This is a genomic window from Microbacterium sp. JZ70, assembly GCF_053903225.1.
The window spans coordinates 2,934,563-2,955,267 of sequence record NZ_CP096405.1 but is presented as its reverse complement, the minus strand read 5'-3'; the positions used below and the strand labels follow the sequence as shown (position 1 = coordinate 2,955,267).

Annotated in this window: 12 protein-coding genes; 9 read left to right on the top strand and 3 right to left on the bottom strand. The window is 72.3% G+C overall.

Annotated features, from left to right (window positions below; all coding sequences use genetic code 11):
- Window positions 1-3: 3 nt before the first annotated feature.
- Window positions 4-1,194: a xylose isomerase gene (xylA, locus tag M1D46_RS13635; protein ID WP_282978627.1), complete on the bottom strand. Its 1,191-nt coding sequence runs from the start codon at window positions 1,192-1,194 to the stop codon at window positions 4-6.
- Between the two features lie 49 nt (window positions 1,195-1,243).
- Window positions 1,244-1,972 carry an alpha/beta hydrolase gene (locus M1D46_RS13630; RefSeq protein ID WP_271172772.1) on the bottom strand — a complete coding sequence of 243 codons (729 nt, stop codon included), beginning with the start codon at window positions 1,970-1,972 and terminating at the stop codon, window positions 1,244-1,246.
- A gap of 56 nt (window positions 1,973-2,028) precedes the next feature.
- On the opposite strand from M1D46_RS13630, the gene M1D46_RS13625 reads away from it, so the two are divergent.
- The 5 genes from M1D46_RS13625 to M1D46_RS13605 all read left to right on the top strand — a co-directional run bounded on the left by M1D46_RS13625 (window position 2,029) and on the right by M1D46_RS13605 (window position 13,200).
- Window positions 2,029-4,362 (top strand): glycosyl hydrolase family 95 catalytic domain-containing protein, encoded by a 2,334-nt coding sequence (locus M1D46_RS13625; RefSeq protein WP_456285817.1) that lies wholly within the window; start codon window positions 2,029-2,031, stop codon window positions 4,360-4,362.
- Window positions 4,363-4,507: 145 nt separating this feature from the next.
- Window positions 4,508-6,631: a beta-galactosidase gene (locus tag M1D46_RS13620; protein ID WP_456285816.1), complete on the top strand. Its 2,124-nt coding sequence runs from the start codon at window positions 4,508-4,510 to the stop codon at window positions 6,629-6,631.
- Window positions 6,632-6,703: 72 nt separating this feature from the next.
- On the top strand, window positions 6,704-7,711 hold the full coding sequence (locus M1D46_RS13615) for a LacI family DNA-binding transcriptional regulator (protein ID WP_324014315.1): 1,008 nt from the start codon (window positions 6,704-6,706) through the stop codon (window positions 7,709-7,711).
- A gap of 105 nt (window positions 7,712-7,816) precedes the next feature.
- Window positions 7,817-10,144 (top strand): alpha-xylosidase, encoded by a 2,328-nt coding sequence (yicI, locus tag M1D46_RS13610; protein ID WP_456285815.1) that lies wholly within the window; start codon window positions 7,817-7,819, stop codon window positions 10,142-10,144.
- A gap of 176 nt (window positions 10,145-10,320) precedes the next feature.
- Window positions 10,321-13,200 carry an endo-1,4-beta-xylanase gene (locus M1D46_RS13605; RefSeq protein ID WP_456285814.1) on the top strand — a complete coding sequence of 960 codons (2,880 nt, stop codon included), beginning with the start codon at window positions 10,321-10,323 and terminating at the stop codon, window positions 13,198-13,200.
- A 560-nt stretch (window positions 13,201-13,760) separates the two neighbouring features.
- On the opposite strand, the gene M1D46_RS13600 is transcribed toward M1D46_RS13605, so the two are convergent.
- Window positions 13,761-14,804 (bottom strand): LacI family DNA-binding transcriptional regulator, encoded by a 1,044-nt coding sequence (locus M1D46_RS13600; RefSeq protein ID WP_324014318.1) that lies wholly within the window; start codon window positions 14,802-14,804, stop codon window positions 13,761-13,763.
- 188 nt (window positions 14,805-14,992) lie between these two features.
- Here M1D46_RS13600 and M1D46_RS13595 point away from each other — a divergent pair, with 188 nt between their 5' ends.
- The 4 genes from M1D46_RS13595 to M1D46_RS13580 are packed head-to-tail and all read left to right on the top strand — an operon-like array spanning window position 14,993 to window position 20,593.
- A complete protein-coding gene (locus M1D46_RS13595; RefSeq protein WP_271172765.1) occupies window positions 14,993-16,270 on the top strand; it encodes an ABC transporter substrate-binding protein in 1,278 nt (425 codons plus the stop codon).
- Between the two features lie 8 nt (window positions 16,271-16,278).
- Window positions 16,279-17,271, top strand: coding sequence for a carbohydrate ABC transporter permease (locus tag M1D46_RS13590; RefSeq protein ID WP_421074378.1), 993 nt, complete (start codon window positions 16,279-16,281; stop codon window positions 17,269-17,271).
- Window positions 17,268-18,161 carry a carbohydrate ABC transporter permease gene (locus M1D46_RS13585; protein ID WP_374727737.1) on the top strand — a complete coding sequence of 298 codons (894 nt, stop codon included), beginning with the start codon at window positions 17,268-17,270 and terminating at the stop codon, window positions 18,159-18,161. The genes M1D46_RS13590 and M1D46_RS13585 overlap by 4 nt, the downstream gene beginning before the upstream one ends.
- A gap of 26 nt (window positions 18,162-18,187) precedes the next feature.
- A complete protein-coding gene (locus tag M1D46_RS13580; RefSeq protein ID WP_456285813.1) occupies window positions 18,188-20,593 on the top strand; it encodes a beta-xylosidase/alpha-l-arabinosidase in 2,406 nt (801 codons plus the stop codon).
- The last annotated feature ends 112 nt before the right edge of the window (window positions 20,594-20,705 follow it).

The following is a 20,705-nucleotide window of genomic DNA, read 5'->3' as shown; positions in this document are numbered from 1 at the left end:
TCCTCAGCGGGCGCCGAGCAGGTGCTCGGTCGCGAGCTGCTGGAGCCGCACGAAGCCGAAGCCGTGGCCGCCCAGGTACGCGTCGGCGTCGAAGTCCTCGTACGCCGAGCGGTCGGCGAGGAGGTCGTCGTACGACTCGCCCTCGCTCAGGGTCGGCTGGCCGAGCTCGAGCACCTTCGCGCTCGCGAGCGCCTCCTGCACCTCGGGGTCGGCGCGGAAGGCGGCCGCCCGCTCCTTGAGGAGGAGGTAGGTGCGCATGTTCGCGGAGACCGAGTCCCACACGCCCGTCTCGTCCTCGGTGCGGCTGGGCTTGTAGTCGAAGTGGCGGGGGCCGTCGTAGGCGGGGACGCCGCCGGGGCCGCCGTTCTCGAGGAGGTCGACGAGCGCGAACGCGTTGTGCAGGTCGCCGTGACCGAAGACGAGGTCCTGGTCGTACTTGATGCCGCGCTGGCCGTTGAGATCGATGTGGAAGAGCTTGCCGTGGTACAGCGCCTGCGCGATGCCCGCCGCGAAGTTCAGTCCCGCCATCTGCTCGTGGCCGACCTCGGGGTTGAGGCCCACGAGCTCGGGGCGCTCGAGCGAGTCGATGAACGCGATCGCGTGGCCGAGCGTCGGGAGGAGGATGTCGCCGCGCGGCTCGTTCGGCTTCGGCTCGATCGCGAACCGGATGTCGTAGCCCTTGTCGGTGACGTAGTCGCCGAGGAGGTTGACCGCCTCGCGGTAGCGCTCGAGAGCCGCGCGGATGTCCTTCGCGGAGTCGTACTCCGCTCCCTCGCGACCGCCCCACATGACGAAGGTCTTGGCGCCGAGCTCGGCGGCGAGGTCGATGTTCCGCAGCACCTTGCGCAGCGCGAAGCGGCGCACCTGGCGGTCGTTGGAGGTGAAGCCGCCGTCCTTGAAGACGGGGGCGCTGAACAGGTTCGTCGTGACCATCGGGACGACGACGCCGGTGTCGGCGAGCGCGCCCTTGAGCCGGTCGATCTGCTTCTGCCGCTCGTCGTCGGTCGAGCCGAACGCGAACAGATCGTCGTCGTGGAATGTGAGGCCGTAGGCGCCGAGCTCGGCGAGCTTCTCGACCGCGTGCACGACGTCGAGCGCCGGTCGGGTCGGGCCGCCGAACGGGTCGGTGCCGTTGTAGCCGATGGTCCAGAGACCGAACGAGAACTTGTCGTCCTTGGTGGGTGTGAGCGACATGAGGATCCGCCTTCAGCGTCGTCGGTGAAATGTTGTGAAAATGAACATATCACCAACCCTGCTCGCGGATCCAGTCCACCGCGAGGCGTGTCCATCCCTCGAGCGGTCCGAGGCCGGTTGCGAGTCCCTTTCCGTGCGCGCCCTCCGCGAAGACGTGCAGGTCGGCGGGCACGCCGTGACGGACGAGCGCGCGGGTGTAGGCGAGCGCGTGCGTCACCGGGACCGCCTCGTCGGCGGCCGTGTGCCACAGGAACGTCGGCGGCGTGCGCTCGTCGACGAGGGCGTCGGCGTCGAGCGCCGCACGGGCGGCGACGGGCGCGTCGGGGCCGAGGAGCGCGTCGACGGAGCCCCGGTGCACGAGATCGGTCATCGAGATGACCGGATAGCAGAGGATGGCCAGGTCGGGCCGCGCGTCGACGTCGTGCGCCGCGCGCTCCGCCGCCGTGGGCGCGCTGCTGAGCGTGGCCGCGAGGTGGCCGCCCGCCGAGAAGCCGAGGACGCCGATCCGCGACACGTCGAAGGCCCCGTGCTCGCCGCGGCGGAGGGCGGCCAGGAGCGACCGGGTCGCGACGATGGGCTCGGGATGGCGCTGCGGCGCGACCGGGTAGCGGAAGACCACGGCGTTCAGTCCCGCGTCGTTCAGCCACGCCGCGACGGGCTCGGCCTCGTGCGGGGCGTGATGCGCGTAGCCGCCTCCCGGCAGCACGAGCATGAGCGGCCGGCTCTCGGGAGCCTCGGCGCGGGCGGGCAGGAAGACGATCTCGTCGGCGTGGGTCATGCTCGTTTCCTACCATCCGCGCGCACCGTATCGTGGTCCGCGTGTGCCCTGATGCGATGACGCCCGACCGCACGACCGACCCCGACGAGACCTCCCGACGCGCGCGCCGGCGCGGTGGCCGGCGGCTCGTCTTCGAGGGGGAGGCGCGCGAGTGGCTCGAGGCCCTTCCTCTCGGCAACGGCCGCATCGGCGCGATGTGCGGAGGCGGCGCGCGGGCCGTGCTGCACCTCAACGAGGAGAGCGTCTGGTCGGGAGCGCCGTGGCGAGACGAGCGGCAGCGTCCGCTCGCGCCCGAGGAATCGCAGCGCCTGCTCGCCGAAGCGCGGCGCGCCGTGCTCGAGGGCCGGCCGCGCGAGGCGGAGGAGCTGCTCCAGCGCCGTCAGTCGGGCTACAGCCAGGCGTTCCTGCCGGTCGGGTCGCTCGTCGTCGGCCCGCGCGCGGGCGCGGATCGCACTCCCGTCGTCCGCGCCCTCGACCTCGGCGCGGCCGTCCACGAGCTGCGCGCGGGCGACCAGACCGCGGAGACCTTCGTGTCGGCGGCCGACGACGTGCTCGTCCACGCGGTGTCCGGCGCCGCCGCGCCGATCGAGCTGTCGTTCTCGACGCCCCTGCGCGAGACGGCGCGCGAGGACCTCGCCGACGGCTTCGCGGCCCTTCTCGCGGCGCCCCTCGACGTCGCGCCCGGACACGAGCCCGACCTCCCCGCCGCGACGTGGCCCGACGACGGCGAGCGCACCGTCGAGGTCGCCGTCGTCGTCCGCCGCCGGGAGGAGGGGGAGCGGACCGTGTTCGCTCTCGCGATCGAGACCACGTATGCGGGGCCCACGGCCGAGCTCTCGTCGCCCGATGACGCGCTCCGCCGGGCGCACGAGCGCGTCGAGGCCGCCCTCGCGAGCGGGTACGAGCGCCTGCGGGCAGCGCACGTCCGCGCGCACGCCGAGCTCTTCGACCGCGTGCGGATCGACCTCGGGCGCGCTCCCGACGCGTCCACCTCCGAGCGTCTCGAGCGCGCGCGCAGCGCAGGCGACGTCGCCGCGGCGGATCCCGATCTCGTCGCGACGCTGTTCGACTACGGCCGGTACCTGCTGATCTCGTCCTCGCGGCCGGGTCGGCTCCCGGCGAACCTGCAGGGTCTGTGGAATGCCGAGATGCGTCCGCCGTGGAGCTCGAACTACACGCTCAACATCAACACCGAGATGAACTGCTGGGCGGCCGAGGTGACCGCTCTTCCGGAGACCGCACAGCCGCTCATCCGCTTCGCCGGCGCCCTCGCCGAGCGCGGCGCGCGGACGGCGGCGATCGACTACGGCGCGCCCGGATGGGTGGCGCACCACAACAGCGACGCGTGGGCCTTCACCGCCACGGTGGGCGCGGGGCACGGCTCTCCCTGCTGGGCGTTCTGGCCGTTCGCAGGACCGTGGCTCATCCGCCATCTGTCCGAGCACGTCGCGTTCGGCTCCGCGCCGGACGGCTTCGTCGACGGCACGCTCCGCCCGCTCGCCCGCGGCGCGGCGGAGTTCCTCCTCGCCTGGCTCGTCCGCCTGCCCGACGGCTCCCTCGGGACCGCGCCGTCGACATCCCCCGAGAACACCTTCCGGGTGGGCGGCCACGAGGTCGGCGTCGGCGCCACGAGCACGATGGACCTCGCGCTCGCGCGCGAGCTGCTCGGCACCGTCGTGACGCTCGGTCCCGACGACGACCCGCTCGTGGGCGCCGCCCGCGACGCGCTCGACGCGCTGCCCGAGGTCTCGTCGCGTGCGACCGACGAGGGCGTCCTCGAATGGGACGCCGTCGTCGATGAGGTCGACCCGCAGCATCGCCACGTCAGCCATCTCTACCCGCTCTATCCCGGCGACGCGGCCGACGAGGCCTTCGAGCGCGCGGCGGCCGTGACGCTCGACCGCCGCGGGCTCGACTCGACCGGCTGGTCGCTCGCGTGGAAGACGGCGCTCTGGGCGCGCCTCGGACGCGCGGACCGCGTCGCGGATCTCCTGCGGCTCTTCTTCCGCGACGCGCGCGGGAGCGGCTTCGGCGAGGCGGGCGGACTCTACGCGAACCTCTTCGCGGCGCACCCGCCCTTCCAGATCGACGGGAACCTCGGGTTCACAGGCGGGTTCGCCGAGTGCCTCCTGCAGAGCCATCGCGGGCGGATCGACCTCCTGCCCGCCGTGCCGACGGCGCTCGCGTCCGGCCGGGTCGCGGGGCTCATCGCGCGGCCGGGCGTCGTCGTCGACATCGCCTGGGCGGACGGCCGTCTCGTGTCCGCGCGCCTGCGCGCGCGATCCGGGCGGGATGGCCGGATGCGGCTGCGCTGGAGCGGCCGCGAGATCGAGATCGAGGTGTCGTCGGCGGCCGACACGGTCGTGTCGGCCGCCGACTTCGACGCCTGAGCGCGGGGGCGGCGCCCGTGCGGTCGGCCCGGGGTTGAAAGGGCGAAAGGGGCGCGCTAGGGTCAAGCGAAGCGCTTCGATAAAGGGGTGCGAGAACGTCCGCCGCGACGAGGCCGCGTCTGCGCGCCATCGGCCGAAGGGACCCGTGCCGCAGAGGACCGGGACGCATCGCCTCGTCGCGGCGGCGCGGCCCGCCGACGACGGCGAGGAGGGATCGAGGATGACCGACGGCACGCGCAGCGCGTATGCGCCCGGCATGCTCCTGTTCGGCGGCGACTACAACCCCGAGCAGTGGCCGCGCGAGATCTGGCGGGAGGACATCGCCCTCATGCGGCGCGCGCGGGTGAACACCGTGACGCTCGGCGTGTTCTCCTGGGCGCTGCTCGAGCCGCGCGAGGGCCGGTTCGAGACCGGCTGGCTCGACGAGGTCATCTCCCTGCTCGACGAGGCCGGCATCGGGTTCTTCCTCGCCACGCCGACCGCGTCGCCGCCGCCGTGGTTCACGCTCGCGCACCCGGACGCGATGCCCGTCGGACCCGACGGGGTCGTGCTCTCGCACGGCTCCCGCGACACGTACGCGGTGAGCGCGCCCGCGTACCGCGAGGCGTCCCGGCGGATCGCGCGGATGCTCGGCGAGCGATACGGACGCCACCGCGGTCTGCGGGGATGGCACATCCACAACGAGTACGGGACGCTCGACTACGGGCCGCATGCGGCGCGCGCCTTCCGCGCCTGGCTGCGGAGCCGCTACGGCGATCTCGACGCGCTGAACGCCGCGTGGGGCACCGCGTTCTGGTCGCAGCGCTACGGGGCGTGGGAGGAGATCCTCCCTCCGCGCGCCACGCAGTACCTGCACAGCCCCGCGCTCCTGATCGACTTCCGGCGGTTCTCCTCCGACGAGATGCTCGCGGCCTTCGAGGAGCAGAAGACGGAGATCCGCGCGGCCGGCTCGTCCGCTCCGGTCACGACGAACTTCATGCTGCCCACCTGGAACCACCTCGAGCAGTGGTCGTGGTCCGCCGCGCAGGACATCGTGTCGATCGACCACTATCTGGACACGACCGGCCCGGACGGCGAGGCGCACGTGGCCTACGGCGCGGACCTCACCCGGTCGTGGGCGGGCGGGCCCTGGGTGCTCATGGAGCAGAACGCGCGCGGCATCCGCGTCGGCGATCGCACGCACGCCAAGACAGCTGATCGGATGATCCGCAACTCCCTCGGCTACATCGCGCGCGGCTCGCAGAGCTCGCTCTTCTTCCAGTGGCGGCAGAGCGCGGCGGGCGCCGAGCAGTGGCACGGCGCGCTCGTGCCGCACGGGGGCGGCGACTCGCCGCAGTTCGAGCCCGTGGTCGAGCTCGGCCGGATCCTCGAGGCCATCGGCGAGGTCGCCGAGCCGCCGGCCGATGGCCCGGTCGTCCCGGCCGAGGTGGGGATCGTCTGGCACGCCGACGGCTGGTGGGCGCTCGAGACGCCGCACCTGCCGAACGACGCGCTGTCGTACTCCGACGAGGTGCGGGCGACGCACCGCGCGCTCTGGCGGAAGGGCATCGCGTCGGAGTTCGTGCGGCCCGGAGGAGAGATCTCGCACCTGCGCCTGCTCATCGTGCCCGCGCTGTACGCCATGGCGCGGGAGACCGTCGGATGGCTCGAGGGGTTCGTGCGCGCGGGCGGGCGCCTCGTCGTCACGACCCCGTCCGGGTTCGCGGACGAGAGCCTCCGGATCGCCGCCGGCCGCTACCCTGCGCTGCTGGGCGACCTCCTGGGCGCAGGCGCGGACGAGATCGTGCCGCTCGAGCCGGGCGCTGGCGTCGCGATCGAGGGCGGCCTGCGTGCGGAGGAGTGGACCGAGCGCCTGCATGCGTCGGATGCGCGCGTCCTCGCGCGCTACGTCGACGGCCCGCTCGCAGGGCACGCCGCCATCACCCAGGCCGAGCGGGGCGCGGGGACGGCGGTCTACGTGTCGGCCCGGCTCGCTCAGGAATCCCGCGACATCCTGCTCGCCGAGCTCGCGCAGCGCGCGGGCGCGCGCGAGACGGTCGCGGGCGCCGCAGCGCTCGGCGTCGAAGCCGTGAGGCGGCGCGGGGCGCGGGCGGACTTCCTCTTCCTCCTCCACCACGGCGCCGAGCCGGTGCGGGTGCGCGGCGAGGCGCGCGAGCTCATCCGCGCGAGCGACCTCTCGCGCGGGCTCACGCTCGATCCGGGAGCGAGCGCCGTCCTGCGCGTCGCGCGCGGCGCGGAGGTGGAGATCGAGCGGATGGTCGGGCGATGATGGGAGTTGCACGGCCCTGACCTCGCGGATAGGATCGCGGGACAGTCGAAGCGCTTAGACAATGGAGTGAAGATGGCGACGATCAACGAGGTGGCGAAGCTCGCCGGCGTGTCGATCAGCACGGTCTCGTACGCCCTCTCCGGCAAGCGCACGATCTCGCGCTCGACGCGCGAGCGGATCGACCAGGCCATCGCAGAGCTCGACTACCAGCCGCACGCCGCCGCGCGCATCCTCGCCGGGGCCCGGACGCAGATCCTCGCCCTCAGCGCACCGCTGCGCGCCGACGGGCACCTGCCGACGCACATGCGGTTCACCTCCGCGGTCGTCGAGGCCGCGCGCGGGCGCGACTACGACGTGCTGCTGCTCGCTCGCGACGACGAGGTGAACGGCATCCGGAGGGTGAGCGCGAGCTCCCTCGTCGACGGCGTCGTGATGATGGGCGTCGCCGAGGATGACGAGCGGCTTCCGATCGTCCGCGCGGGGCGCATCCCCGCTGCGCTCATCGGCATCTCCGAGCACGCGCAGGGGGTCGCCTGCGTCGACTTCGACTTCGAGACGGCGGCGCGCGACGCCATAGCGCGGCTCGCGGATGCGGGGCATCGCGTCGTGGGCATGATCGGCCACCCGCACAGCTTCGTGGATCGGCGCGCGGGATTCATCGGACGCTTCGATCACGCTCTCGGCGAGGCCGCGGACGCCCGCGGGGTGCGCATCGTTCGTCAATGGGCGGGCATCGAGCGGGGGACGGGTGCGGAGGCGGTCAACCTCATCCTCGGGGCGGCCCCCGACGTCACGGCGATCGTGTTCCACTGCAACGAGCCGGTCGTGGAGGAGGCGCTGCGGCGCCTGGACGAGCGCGGGCTGCGCGTCCCGCACGACATCTCCCTCCTCGCGGCCGCGGCGAGCTACGACCCCGGGCGGCTCGAGCACCGGCTGAGCGGAACGACGCTTCCCATCGAGGAGATGGGGAGGATCGCCGTCGAGGGCATGCTCGCGGCGGTCGAGGGCGTCGTGCCGGGCCCGCCGCTCCTGCTCCCGCCCGCGTTCATCGACCGCAGCTCGATCGCGCCGCCCGCCTGAGGCGCGCCGCCCCGATGCGCGCCCGCGCGCCGGTCATCGAAGCGCTTCGAGAATGTCTCATCCACTCCGCCCGCCGACGGGCGTCACGACAGGAGCATCCCGGCCATGAAGTTCACCGACGGGTTCTGGCAGCTGCGTCAGGGCGTCGACGCCCTCTACGGGCGCGAGGCGTACGACGTCTGGTCCGACGGGCGCACGCTGAACGCGACCGTGCCGACGAAGGTCATCGAGCGCCGCGGCGACACCCTGAACCGCGCGACGCTCACGGTCTCGCTGCACTCGCCGCTGCCCGGGGTGATCGGCGTGCGCATCGAGCACCACCAGGGCGGCCGAGGCGAGGTCTCGTTCGACCTCGTCGGCGCCGAGGACGGGCACGGCGACGTCGTCGTGGACGACGCGGCCGGCAGCATCACGAGCGGCCGCATCCGCGCGACCATCACCCGTGGAGCTCCGTGGAGCCTCGTCTTCCACGATGTTGAGACCGGGCGGGTGCTCACGTCGAGCGGCGAGAAGTCGCTCGGATACATCCGCCTCGCCCCGGACGCCGCGGTCGAACGGGGGCCGCTCGGCGCGACGGGAGCCGGCGCCTACGTCCATGAGCAGCTGGCCCTCGACGTCGGCGAGCTCATCTACGGACTGGGCGAGCGATTCGGGCCGCTCGTGAAGAACGGCCAGACGGTCGACATCTGGAACGCCGACGGCGGCACCTCGAGCGAGCAGGCGTACAAGAACGTCCCGTTCCATCTCTCGAGCCGGGGATATGGCGTGCTCGTGGATCATCCGGGCCACGTCTCCTACGAGGTCGGGTCGGAGGCCGTCGAGCGCGTGCAGTTCTCGGTCGCGGGCGAGTCCCTCAGCTACTACGTCTTCGCCGGCGGTGACCCCGCCGGCGTGATCGAGCGCTACACGGCGCTGACCGGGCGCCCGGCTCGCCTGCCCGCATGGTCGTACGGCCTGTGGCTCACCACGAGCTTCACGACCGACTACGACGAGGCGACCGTGACGCGCTTCATCGAGGGGATGGCCGCGCGCGACATCCCGCTCGGCACGTTCCACTTCGACTGCTTCTGGATGCGCGAGTTCAACTGGTGCGACTTCGAGTGGGACCCGCGCGTGTTCCCGGACCCCGAAGGGCTGCTCGGCCGTCTGCACGAGCGCGGGCTGCGCGTGTGCGTCTGGATCAATCCGTACATCGGCCAGCGCTCGCCGCTCTTCGCGGAGGGCAAGGAGAAGGGCTACTTCGTCACGCGGCGCGACGGCTCGGTCTGGCAGTGGGATCTGTGGCAGGCGGGCATGGCGCTCGTCGACTTCACGAACCCCGAGGCGACGGCGTGGTACCAGGACCACCTGCGGCGGCTCATCCGCCAGGGCGTCGACTGCTTCAAGACCGACTTCGGCGAGCGCATTCCGCTCGAGATCGACTACTTCGACGGCTCGAGCCCCGAGCGGATGCACAACCTCTACACCCAGCGCTACAACGAGGCCGTGTTCGAGGTGCTCGAGGCCGAGCGCGGCGAGGGCGAGGCCGTGCTGTTCGCGCGGTCGGCGACCGCCGGCGGCCAGCGGATGCCCGTGCACTGGGGCGGCGACAACACGTCGTCGTTCGCGTCGATGGCCGAGAGCCTCCGCGGCGGCCTCTCGCTCTCGCTCAGCGGCTTCGGCTTCTGGAGCCACGACATCGGCGGGTTCGAGGGCATGCCCGACCCCGCGGTCTTCAAGCGCTGGCTCGCGTTCGGGCTCCTCTCGAGCCACAGCCGCCTGCATGGGTCCACGAGCTACCGCGTGCCGTGGCTGTTCGACGAGGCGGAGGGGCGCGATGAGGCCGATGCCGAGAGCGCGGTCTCGGTCGCCCGCCGGTTCACGCGCCTCAAGCTCGCGCTCATGCCGTACCTGCACGCGGCCGGACTCGAGGCGCACCGCACCGGCACGCCGGTCATGCGGCCCATGCCGCTCGCGTTCCCCGGCGATCCCGCGACCGCGTACCTCGACCGGCAGTACATGCTCGGCCCGGACCTGCTCGTCGCGCCCGTGTTCTCGGCGGACGGCGCCGTGGATCTCTACCTGCCCGCGGGGGAGTGGACGAGCCTTCTCACGGGTGAGACGGTGAGCGGCGGATGGCGCCGCGAGACCCACGCGTTCGACAGCGTGCCGCTGTACGTCCGCCCCGGCGCCGTCGTGCCGGTCGGCGCGCGCGACGACACGACCGACTACGACTACCTCGACGACCTCACGCTGCGGGTCGCGCCGGGCGGAGCGGACGGCGAGAGCGCCCTCACGGTGACCGCGGCGGATGGCCGGACGGCGCGCTTCCGCGTCGAGCGCGCGCCGGGATCCGTCCGCATCTCCTCCGAGGAGGTCGTCGCCTTCTCGATCGGCGCCATCGGCGGCGAGACCGTCCGCGCGTCCGACGGGGTCGCCGAGCTCGCCCTCTGACCCGGCGGCTGCGCAGTCCTGTCGCATGAGGAGCGCCTCTCCGCAGGCGGGTGAGGGCATCGATATCGATAACGATTTCGCAACGCTAAGTTTGGGATCGCAACTTTTCCTTGCGCGGAGCGCACGGCGTCCACCAGCCTGGGTGCCGACCATCCGTCCCGCGCAAAGGAGCGTGCATGATGCCCTCACCCCTTCGCAGACGCCGCCGCGGTGTGCTCGCCGCGCTTGCCGCGTCGCTGCTCGCCGCCTCGGCCCTTGCGGCTGTTCCGGCCGCCGCCGAGGAGGCGCCGCCCGTGATCGCGACCGACTTCGAGAGCGGGCTCGACGGCTGGGCGCCGCGCGACAGCGGATCCGGCGCGCCGACCGTCACCGTGACCGACGCCGATGCTCACGCGGGGGTCGGGGCCGCCCTCATCGCGGACCGCACCTCGCAGGGCAGCGGGATCATCCGCGATGTGACGGGCGTGCTCATCCCCGGCGAGACGTACGACCTCACGGCCTGGGTGCGCTTCGCGCCCGGACAGCCCGCCGACGCCGTGTGGGCGAGCATGGCGCGGACGACCGCGGGCGGGACGAGCTACGACACGATCGCGCAGCACGCCGCAGCGACCGACACGGGCTGGACGCAGCTCAGTGCGCGGTTCACGATGGGCGCCGCCGAGAGCGCGCAGCTGTACTTCGAGACGGCGTACGGCGGCACGAACACCTCCGACCTCCTCGTCGACGACATCGTCGTCACGCCGGTCGGCGACCCGCAGGTCGAGGAAGTGGTCCCGTTGAAGGACACGGTCGACTTCCCCGTCGGCGTCGCGATCGACAGCCGAGAGACGACGGGCGCGGCAGCGGAGCTCCTCACGCGGCACTTCGACCAGATCACGCCCGAGAACCACATGAAGCCCGAGGCCTGGTACGACGCGGACCGCGTGTTCACGCCGCATCCTGAGGCGATCGCTCTCATGGACTTCGCGCGAGATGAGGGCCTGCGGCTCTACGGCCACGTGCTCGTGTGGCACGGCCAGACGCCGGCCTGGTTCTTCGAGCACGACGATGGCACGCCGCTCACGAACTCGGAAGCCGATCAGGCCATCCTCGCCGAGCGCATGCGCACGCACATCTTCGCGGTCGCCGAGTACCTCTCGTCCGGATGGGGCGCGTTCGGAGCGGAGAACCCGCTCGTCGCGCTCGACGTCGTCAACGAGGTCATCGACGACGGCGCGCAGTACACCGACGGCATGCGCCGCAGCCGCTGGTACGACGTGCTCGGCGAGGAGTTCGTCGACCTCGCGTTCCAGTACGCCGACGAGGCGTTCAACCACGTGTACGCCGCGGACGGCGCCGACCGCCCGGTCACGCTCTTCATCAACGACTACAACACCGAGCAGGCGGGCAAGCAGGACCGGTACGCGGCCCTCGTCGACCGCCTTCTCGCGCGCGGCGTGCCGGTGGACGGCGTGGGGCATCAGTTCCACGTGTCGCTGTCGACGCCCGTCTCCGCGCTCGCCGGCGCGCTCGACCGGTTCGCCGACGTGGGGGTGACGCAGGCCGTCACCGAGCTCGACGTGACGACCGGCACGCCGGTCACGGACGCGCTGCTCGTCGACCAGGGCTACTACTACCGCGCCGTCTTCGACGCATTCCGCGAGCGGGCGGTCGAGCTGTTCTCCGCGTCGGTCTGGGGTCTCACCGACGGACGCTCGTGGCGCGTGGACTCGGGGGCGCCCCTTCTGTTCGACGACGCCCTGCAGGCGAAGCCCGCGTTCCACGGGGCCGCCGGGGGAGAGCTGCCGCCGCCGGCGCGCAGCGCGTCGGTCTTCCAGGGTGCGGTGCCGCTCGACGCGGATGCCGCCTTGGATGTCGCCTGGCGCCAGCTCCCTCTGCACGAGGCGGGTGACGCCGCGCGCTTCCAGCTGCGCTGGGACGCCGACCGGCTGACCGTGTATGTCGAGGTCGACGACACCACGCCGGGCGACGATCGCGTGGTGCTCTCCTGGAACGACGAGACAACGGATGTCCCGCGCGGGGGAGGCGCCGAGGTCGAAGCGGTGGTCTCGGAGACGGCGACGGGGTACGCCGTCGTCGCGGCGCTGCCGCTCGCGGCCGCGGAGGGCGACAGCGTCCTGTTCGACGTGCGCGTCGTGGACGACGGATCGCCGCGCGGCGGCTGGAGTGCGGAGGGCACGCAGGGCTCGCTCGCCCTCGTCGGCCCTCTCGCGTACGCCGAGGTCCCTGAGGCCGCATCGGCGCCCGTGATCGACGGTGCGCCGGACGACGTCTGGGCGGACGCCGCGACGGTCGCGACGGACATCCAGGTCGACGGCGAGGCGGGTGCGACCGCCCAGGCGCGGCTCCTCTGGCGGGACGACGTGCTGTACGTCCGCGCCGAGGTCGCCGACCCGGTGGTCGATGTCAGCGGCGTGGACCCCTGGATCCAGGACTCGGTCGAGATCTACGTCGACGCCGGCAACGCCAAGAACGGCGCCTACCGTGCGCAGGACATACAGCTGCGCGTGAACGCCGACGGCGTCGTCTCCTTCGGCGCCGGCGACGAGGCCGCGCAGGATGCGCGCACGGACACCGCAGCTGCGCGGACCGAGACGGGCTACGTCGTCGAGGCGGCGATCCGCCTCGATGGGGCGGGTGGGCCGGGCACCTTCCAGGGCCTCGACGTCCAGGTGAACGACGCGGCCGCCGGTGCCCGCACGGGCATCCGCAACTGGGCCGACCCGACGGGCCTGGGCTACCAGTCGACCGCGCGCTGGGGTGTCGTCCAGCTCGTCGCCGCGCCGCAGGAGCCGTCGATCACGGTGCCCGCCGGTGCCCAGGCGGGGGCGGAGACCGTCGTCACGGTCACCGGCGCCGCGCCGGGTGAGATGGTCGAGGTCAGTGCCGCGCGCGGCGAGGGACGCACGGGCGAGGTGATCGGCACGGCGGCGGCCGACGCGCGCGGCGTCGCGGAGGTGACGGTCGCCCTCCCGGACCGCCCCGGCGTGTGGCAGCTGACCGCGAGCGCGGACGGCGACATCCTCGCCCAGACGCGGGTGAAGCTGAGTCGCTGAGCGGCGGCGGCTGACCCGCGGAGTGCGGGTGGCCGCCCCGTTGAGTGGCGGCGAGAGCGGGCGGGGCGTCGACGGCGTCCCGCCCGCTTCCGTGTCTCACACGCGGTCGGAATCCGCCCGGGTTTCCCGCCCGGCGTGAGACACGCTGAGGGAGTGATCCCGGCGACGGTGTTCGCATGTCTCGCGTGCGGTGGGTATGGGCGCCTCTTTCCCACGTCGAGCGAGACATGCCGGCCGGGGCGTCGCCCGCGTGTCTCACGCGCGGTGGGTATGGGCGTCCGGTTCCCGCGTCGAGCGAGACATGCTGGCCGGGTGGGGCCCGCATGTCTCACGTGCGGTGGGGTATGGGCGCCTCTTTCCCACGTCGAGCGAGACATGCAACCGGGGTGGCGCCCGCGTGTCTCATGTTCCGCCGGATACGGCGCCCGGTTCCCATGCCAAGTGAGACATGCAACCGGGGTGGCGCCCGCGTGTCTCAGATGCCGCGGGATACGGCGCCTCTTTCCCACACCAAGTGAGACATGCAACCGGGGTGCCGGTGACTCCCACGCGGGCAGGAGCTAGCGGGCGGGCGCGGTGGATGCCCGGATGACGAGCTGGGCGGGCATCCGGACATGCGCGTCGCTCGCGTCATCGCCGCCGTCGAGCTTGCCGAGCAGGATCCGCACAGCGGCGGCGCCCATCTCGCGCAGAGGCTGCCGGATGGTCGTCAGCGGCGGCTCATGCGAGGCGGCGGCGGGGATGTCGTCGAAGCCGACGACCGACAGATCGTCGGGGACGGAGATCCCGTGCGCGCGCGCGATCTCGATCGTGCGGATGGCCGAGAGATCGTTCGCCGCGAACACGGCCGTCGGCGGGTCGGCGAGCGACAGGAGCTGCTCGGCGGCAGGTGTCGACTCCTCGGATCGATACCCGCCGTCGACCACGAGCGCGGGGTCGAACGCGATGCCGGCCTCCGCGAGGGCCGTCCGGTAACCCTCCTCGCGCAGGCGGGCGGACTCGAGGTCGCGGCGACCGCGGACGTGCGCGATCCGCCTGTGACCGAGCTCGATGAGATGACGGGTCGCGGCGATCGCCCCTTCGAGGTTGTCGCTGTCGACGGTCGTCGCGCCCGCGGGGCCGGTGTGCGGGTCGATCGCGACGACCGGCACGCTGGCGGAGGGCGCCTCGACGGTCGGCGTCACGATGATGGCGCCGTCGATGAGCGTGCCGCCCAGGCGGGAGAGGGAGCGGCGCTCCCAGCCCTCATGCTGCCCCTCGGTCGGCCCTGAGAGGCTTCCCGCGTACGAGAGCAGGTCGTAGCCCGTGCCCTGCAGGGCCTCCGAGATCCCCTCGAGAAGAGAGAGCGCGAAGGGCTCGAACTCCGCGACGAGCACGCCGATGACGTGCGTGCGGCCGCGCCGGAGCGAGGCGGCGATGAGCGACGACTCGTAGCCGAGCTCCGTGACCACGCGCAGCACGTGCGCCGAGGTCTTGGCCGAGACGCCGTACCGCCCGTTGATCACCTTCGAGACGGTCGACACCGATACGCCGGCCACACGTGCGACATCATGGATGGTCGCGCGGCCGCTCGGCGCGGCCTCCGGGGTCGGGGGGAACGTCACGCGTCAACGCTACTGCCGGACGGCGCCGGATGGCGGTCGGACACGGCCGTGTTTCAATCGTTATCGAAAACGATGTCGATAACGATTGACAATTTGTCGTGAGCGATGACATTCTCGTCTTCGCGGGGCGACCGTCGATGTCCGACGGATGCCCGGGATGTTCCCACTCGAGGACGAGGAGAGACGCGATGAGAGCACACAGGATCCTGACGATCGCAGCCGTCGCCGGCGCGGTGGCCCTGACGGGCTGCGCGGGCGGCAGCGGCGGCGGGGACGACGGGGACGTCACGATGACGCTCTGGCACAACTCGACCACCGGACCCGGCAAGCAGTACTGGGAGGACGCGGCCGCCGCGTTCGAGGCCGAGAACGAAGGGGTCACGATCGACGTCCAGTCGATCCAGAACGAGGACATGGATGGCCGCCTGCAGACTGCCGTGAACTCGGGCGACATGCCCGACCTCTTCATGGCGCGCGGCGGCGGCAAGCTCGCGGATGTCGTCGAGGCCGGAGCGGTCAAGGACCTCTCCGACCTCATCTCGGACGAGGTCCGGGCCGACTACGGCGACGGCGTGTTCGATGCCTTCACGATCGACGGCGCGACCTACGGCGTCCCCACGGCGGTGCTGCCCGGCGGCATCTTCTACAGCCAGGACCTCTTCGCCGACGCGGGCGTCGAGCCGGCCGGCACGATGGACGAGCTCGTCGACGCGACCGAGAAGCTCAAGGAGACGGGCGTCGCCCCGATCGCGCTCGGCGCGATGGACGCCTGGCCGGCCGCGCACTGGTACTACTTCTTCGCGCTGCGCGAGTGCAGCCAGGAGGTCATGTCGGAGATCGCGACGACGCTCGACTTCTCGGACGACTGCTGGCTGGCCGCGGGCGAGGACCTCGCCGACTTCGCCGAGACCCAGCCGTTCAACGAGGGCTACCTGACGACCTCGGCGCAGCAGGGCGCCGGCTCGTCGGCGGGCCTGCTCGCCAACCACCAGGCGGCCATGGAGCTCATGGGCGGCTGGGACGTGGGCGTCATCGCCTCGCTCACGCCCGACCAGAAGCCCCTCGCAGACCTGAGCTGGTTCCCCTTCCCGGCGGTCGACGGCGGCGACGGCGACCCGACGGCCATGATGGGCGGCGTCGACGGCTACTCGTGCTCGGTCGACTCGCCGTCGGCCTGCGAGGACTTCCTCAACTTCATCGCGTCGCAGGAGTGGCAGGAGAAGTACGCCGAGGCGTACCAGACCATCCCCGCCTCGAAGGCCGCTCAGGGCGCGGTCACCGACCCGGCCCTGCAGCCGCTGATGGAGGCCTACAACGAGGCCGCGTACGTCACGGTGTGGCTCGACACGCTGCTCGGCCAGAGCGTCGGCAACGCGCTCAACACGGCGGTCGTCGAGCTGCTCTCCGGCAACGGCTCGCCCGAGGGCATCGTCGAGGCCGTCGAGGGCGCGGCGGCGCGCGGCTGAGGAACGTCATGAGCTCCTCCCTCATCGAGGTGCCCCCGGCGGCCGACGCTCCCGCGTCGGCCGCCGGGCGGCCCGCCCGAGCGCGTCGCGGCGCCGCGGACTGGCGCAAGCGCGGCGAGATCGCGCTCCTCGCCGGTCCGGCGGTCGTCGTCTTCCTCGCGTTCGTCATCTTCCCCGTGCTGATGGCGGCCTACTACGGCTTCTTCAGCTGGAAGGGGTTCGGTCCGCCCACGAACTTCATCGGGCTGCAGAACTACATCACGATCCTGCAGGACCCGACGTTCCGCGACGCCGTGATCCACAACGGCGTCATCGTGATCGCGTCGCTCGTGCTGCAGGGGCCCCTGGCCATCCTGTTCGCCCTCCTGCTCAACCAGCGGATCCGCGGGCGGTCGATCATCCGCGTCCTCATCTTCGTCCCGTACGTCATCGCCGAGGTGGTGGTCGGAACCGGATGGAGCCTCATGCTCCAGGACGCGGGCGCGGTCAACAGCCTGCTCGGGAAGCTCGGCATCGAGGGTGCGTCGTGGATCGCCGATCCGGCGCTCGCGATGTGGACGCTCATCCTCATCATCACGTGGAAGTACATCGGCTTCGCGGTCATCCTCATGCTCGCCGGCCTGCAGGGCATCCCCGAGGAGCTGTACGAGGCCGCCGCGATCGACGGCGCGTCGTTCTGGCAGATCCAGCTGCGGATCACCCTGCCGCTGCTCGGACCGACCATCCGCATCTGGGCGTTCCTGTCGATCATCGGATCGCTGCAGCTGTTCGACCTCGTCAACATCATCTGGGGCCAGTACGTCTCCGCGACGGCCGGCACCTCGACCATGGCGACGTACATGTACCTCAACGGCCACATGGCGGGCAACTACGGCTTCGGCAACGCGGTCGCCGTCGTGCTGTTCGTCATCTCGCTCGTGGTCGCGCTCGTCTACCAGCGCTTCGTGCTGCGACGCGACACGGAAGGCGCCCTCACGGGCGGGAAGGAGCGGAGGAAGTGAGCTCGACCACCCTCCTCGTCGTGCCGTCGGCACGCCGGCGGCGCCGCGTCGACAGCGGCATCGCACGCCGTCCCGGTGACGGCAGCCGCGCGATCACGTATCTCTGCGCGGTCGTCCTCATCGCCATCTGCATGGGGCCGGTCCTCTACATCGTGCTCGGCGGCTTCCGCACGAACTCGCAGATCACCGCCGACCCATCGGGCTTCCCCGCCCCGTGGGTCGTGACGAACTACACGGAGGTGCTCGCGAGCGGCACCTTCTGGCAGGCCATGGCGAGCTCGACCATCACGGCCCTCGCCACGACCGCGGGTGTGGTCGCCCTCGGGCTCATGGCGAGCTACGTCATCGCGCGCTACGACTTCATGGGGAAGGGCGCGCTGTACGCGCTCTTCGCCGCGGGACTCATGTTCCCCGTCACGGTCGCGATCACGCCGCTCTACCTGCTCGTGCGCAGCCTGGGCCTGACGAACAGCCTGCTCGGCGTCATCCTGCCGCAGATCGCCTTCGCCCTCCCGACGACGATCATCATCCTCGTGCCGTTCCTGCGGGCCATCCCCGCGGAGATCGAGGAGGCGGCCTCCATCGACGGGGCGAGCCGACTCGGCTTCTTCTTCCGGATGGTGCTGCCGCTGAGCCTCCCCGGCGTGATCACGACGGGCATCCTCGCCTTCATCGGGTCGTGGAACGGGTACATGCTGCCGCTGTTCATCCTGAGCGACCCGAACCTCTTCACGCTGCCCCTCGGCGTGCAGAACTTCGCGTCGCAGTACTCCGTCGACACGGCGCGCGTGCTCGCGTTCACGTCGCTGTCGATGCTGCCCGCGCTCATCTTCTTCAGCCTCTTCGAACGCCGCATCGTCGGCGGCCTCAGCGGGGCGGTCAAGGGATGACCGCCCCCGGATCCGCAGGGAACGCCATGACCGAACTGCCCCCTCTGCCCGTCGTGTCCGAGCGCGTGAGCGCTCTCCTGGAGCGCATGACGCTCGAGGAGAAGCTCGCCCAGCTCGTCGGCTACTGGCTCGACCGCGGAGGCGAGGTCGTGGCGCCGATGCAGGGCGAGATGGCCGGCGACGATGCGGGAGCGACACTCGCCGAGATCACGCGCGACGGCATCGGCCACTACACGCGCGTGTACGGCACGCGGCCCGTCGACCCGGCCCAGCGCGCCGCGTGGCTGTGGGCGGAGCAGCGGCGGCTGAAGGCCGAGACCCGCCTCGGGATCCCCGCGATCGTCCACGAGGAGTGCCTCACCGGGCTCGCCGCGTGGAAGGCCGCGACCTTCCCGACGCCGCTCGCGTGGGGCGCGTCGTTCGATCCCGACCTCGTCGCCGAGATGGGCGCCGCGATCGGCGACACGATGCGCGAGCTCGGGATCCACCAGGGGCTCGCGCCCGTGCTCGACGTCATCGCCGACCCGCGCTGGGGCCGCGTCGACGAGTGCATCGCCGAGGACCCGTACCTCGTCGGCACGGTCGGCACCGCCTACGTGCGCGGCCTGCAGAGCGCGGGCGTGCATGCGACGCTCAAGCACTTCCTCGGCTACTCGGCGTCGAAGGCGGGGCGCAATCACGCCCCCGTCTCGGCGGGGCCGCGAGAGCTCGCCGACGTCTACCTGCCCCCGTTCGAGATGGCGCTCCGCGACGGCGGCGCCCGATCGGTGATGAACAGCTACACCGACATCGACGGCGAGCCCGTCGCGGCGCATCCCGGACTGCTCACGACCGTCCTGCGGGACGAGCTCGGCTTCGACGGCGTCGTCGTCTCGGACTACTTCTCGGTCGCGTTCCTCGAGGTCATGCACGGCGTCGCGGCCGACCGCGGCGAAGCCGCCGTCCAGGCGCTCCGGGCCGGCATCGACGTCGAGCTGCCCGCGGGCGACGCCTATCTCGCGCCGCTGGCCGAGCAGGTGCGGTCGGGCGGGATCGACATCCGTTTCGTCGACCGCGCCGTGCTGCGGGTGCTCGCGCAGAAGGAGGAGCTGGGCCTCCTCGACGAGGACGCCTTCTCGGACGAGCCGCCCGTCGAGATCGACGTGGACTCGCCGCGACACCGCGCGATCGCCCGGCGACTGGCCGCGGAGTCGATCGTCCTCCTCCGCGACGAGGGAGCGGTGCCGCTTCCCGCCGCCGCGCGCCGCGTCGCCGTGATCGGCCCCAACGCCGACCGCGCCGAGGCGCTGCAGGGCTGCTACTCGTTCGCGAACCACGTCCTCGCGCATCACCCCGACCATCCGCTCGGATTCGAGATCCCGACCGTGCGCGAGGCGCTCGCCGCGGCGCTCCCGCAGGCGGAGATCGTGCACGCGCGCGGCTGCGAGGTCGAGGGCGATGACCGCTCGGGCTTCGCGGAGGCCGTCGAGCTCGTGCGCTCGGCCGATGTCGCGGTCGTCGTCGCGGGCGATCAGGCCGGACTGTTCGGGCGCGGCACGGTCGGCGAGGGCAACGACGTCGAGTCGCTCGACCTGCCTGGCCCCCAGCGCGCGCTCGTCGAGGCCGCGGTCGCGACCGGCACGCCCGTCGTGCTCGTGCTCCTCACCGGCCGCCCGTATGCGATCGAGTGGGCGCTCGACGCGGAGACCGCGCCCGCCGCTGTCCTGCAGGCGTTCTTCCCCGGAGAGGGCGGCGGGCTCGCGATCGCCGACGTCCTCACGGGGGCGTTCGCACCGTCGGGACGTCTGCCGGTGTCGCTTCCGCGCTCGACCGGCGCGCAGCCGTACCGCTACCTGCACCCGCGTCTGGGCGGCCCGTCCGACGTGACATCGACCGACTCGACGCCGCTGCGTCCGTTCGGCTTCGGCCTGACCGGGACCACGTTCGCCTACGCCGACCTCGAGGTCGACGCCGCGGCACCGACCGACGGCGTGATCTGCGCGGCCGTGACCGTCACGAACACGGGCGAGCGCGAAGGGGTGGACGTCGTCCAGCTCTACGGGCGCGACGTCGTCGGGTCGATCGCGCGCCCCGTGGCGCAGCTGCTCGGCTACGCACGCGTGGCGCTCGAGCCCGGCGCGTCCGCGCGCGTCGTGTTCGACGTGCCCGCTCAGCGCTTCGCGTTCAGCGACCGCCGTCTCGTCCGCGTCGTCGAGCCCGGCGACGTCGAGCTGTGGGTCGCGGCTCACGCCGAGGCGTCGTCTGTCCGCGCCGACGGCGACGGCTCGATCAGCAGCACGCGGGCGCGGGTCGAGCGGACGCTCCCGGGCGACGCGACCGCGCGCGCGACCGTCGTGCTCACGGGCGACGTGCACGAGGTGACGGCGGCGGACCCCCGGCTCGTCGAGGTGCGCGTCGACGCCCTCGAGCCGGCCGAGGCACCCCTCAGCTGACCGCTCCCGCGGTGCCGGGCGGTGGCCATCCGGAGCGGATGGCCACCGCCCGGCACCGCCGATCCGCGCGAGGGCAGAGCGCGCCGCCCGGCACGCCGCACCGCGCGCGCCG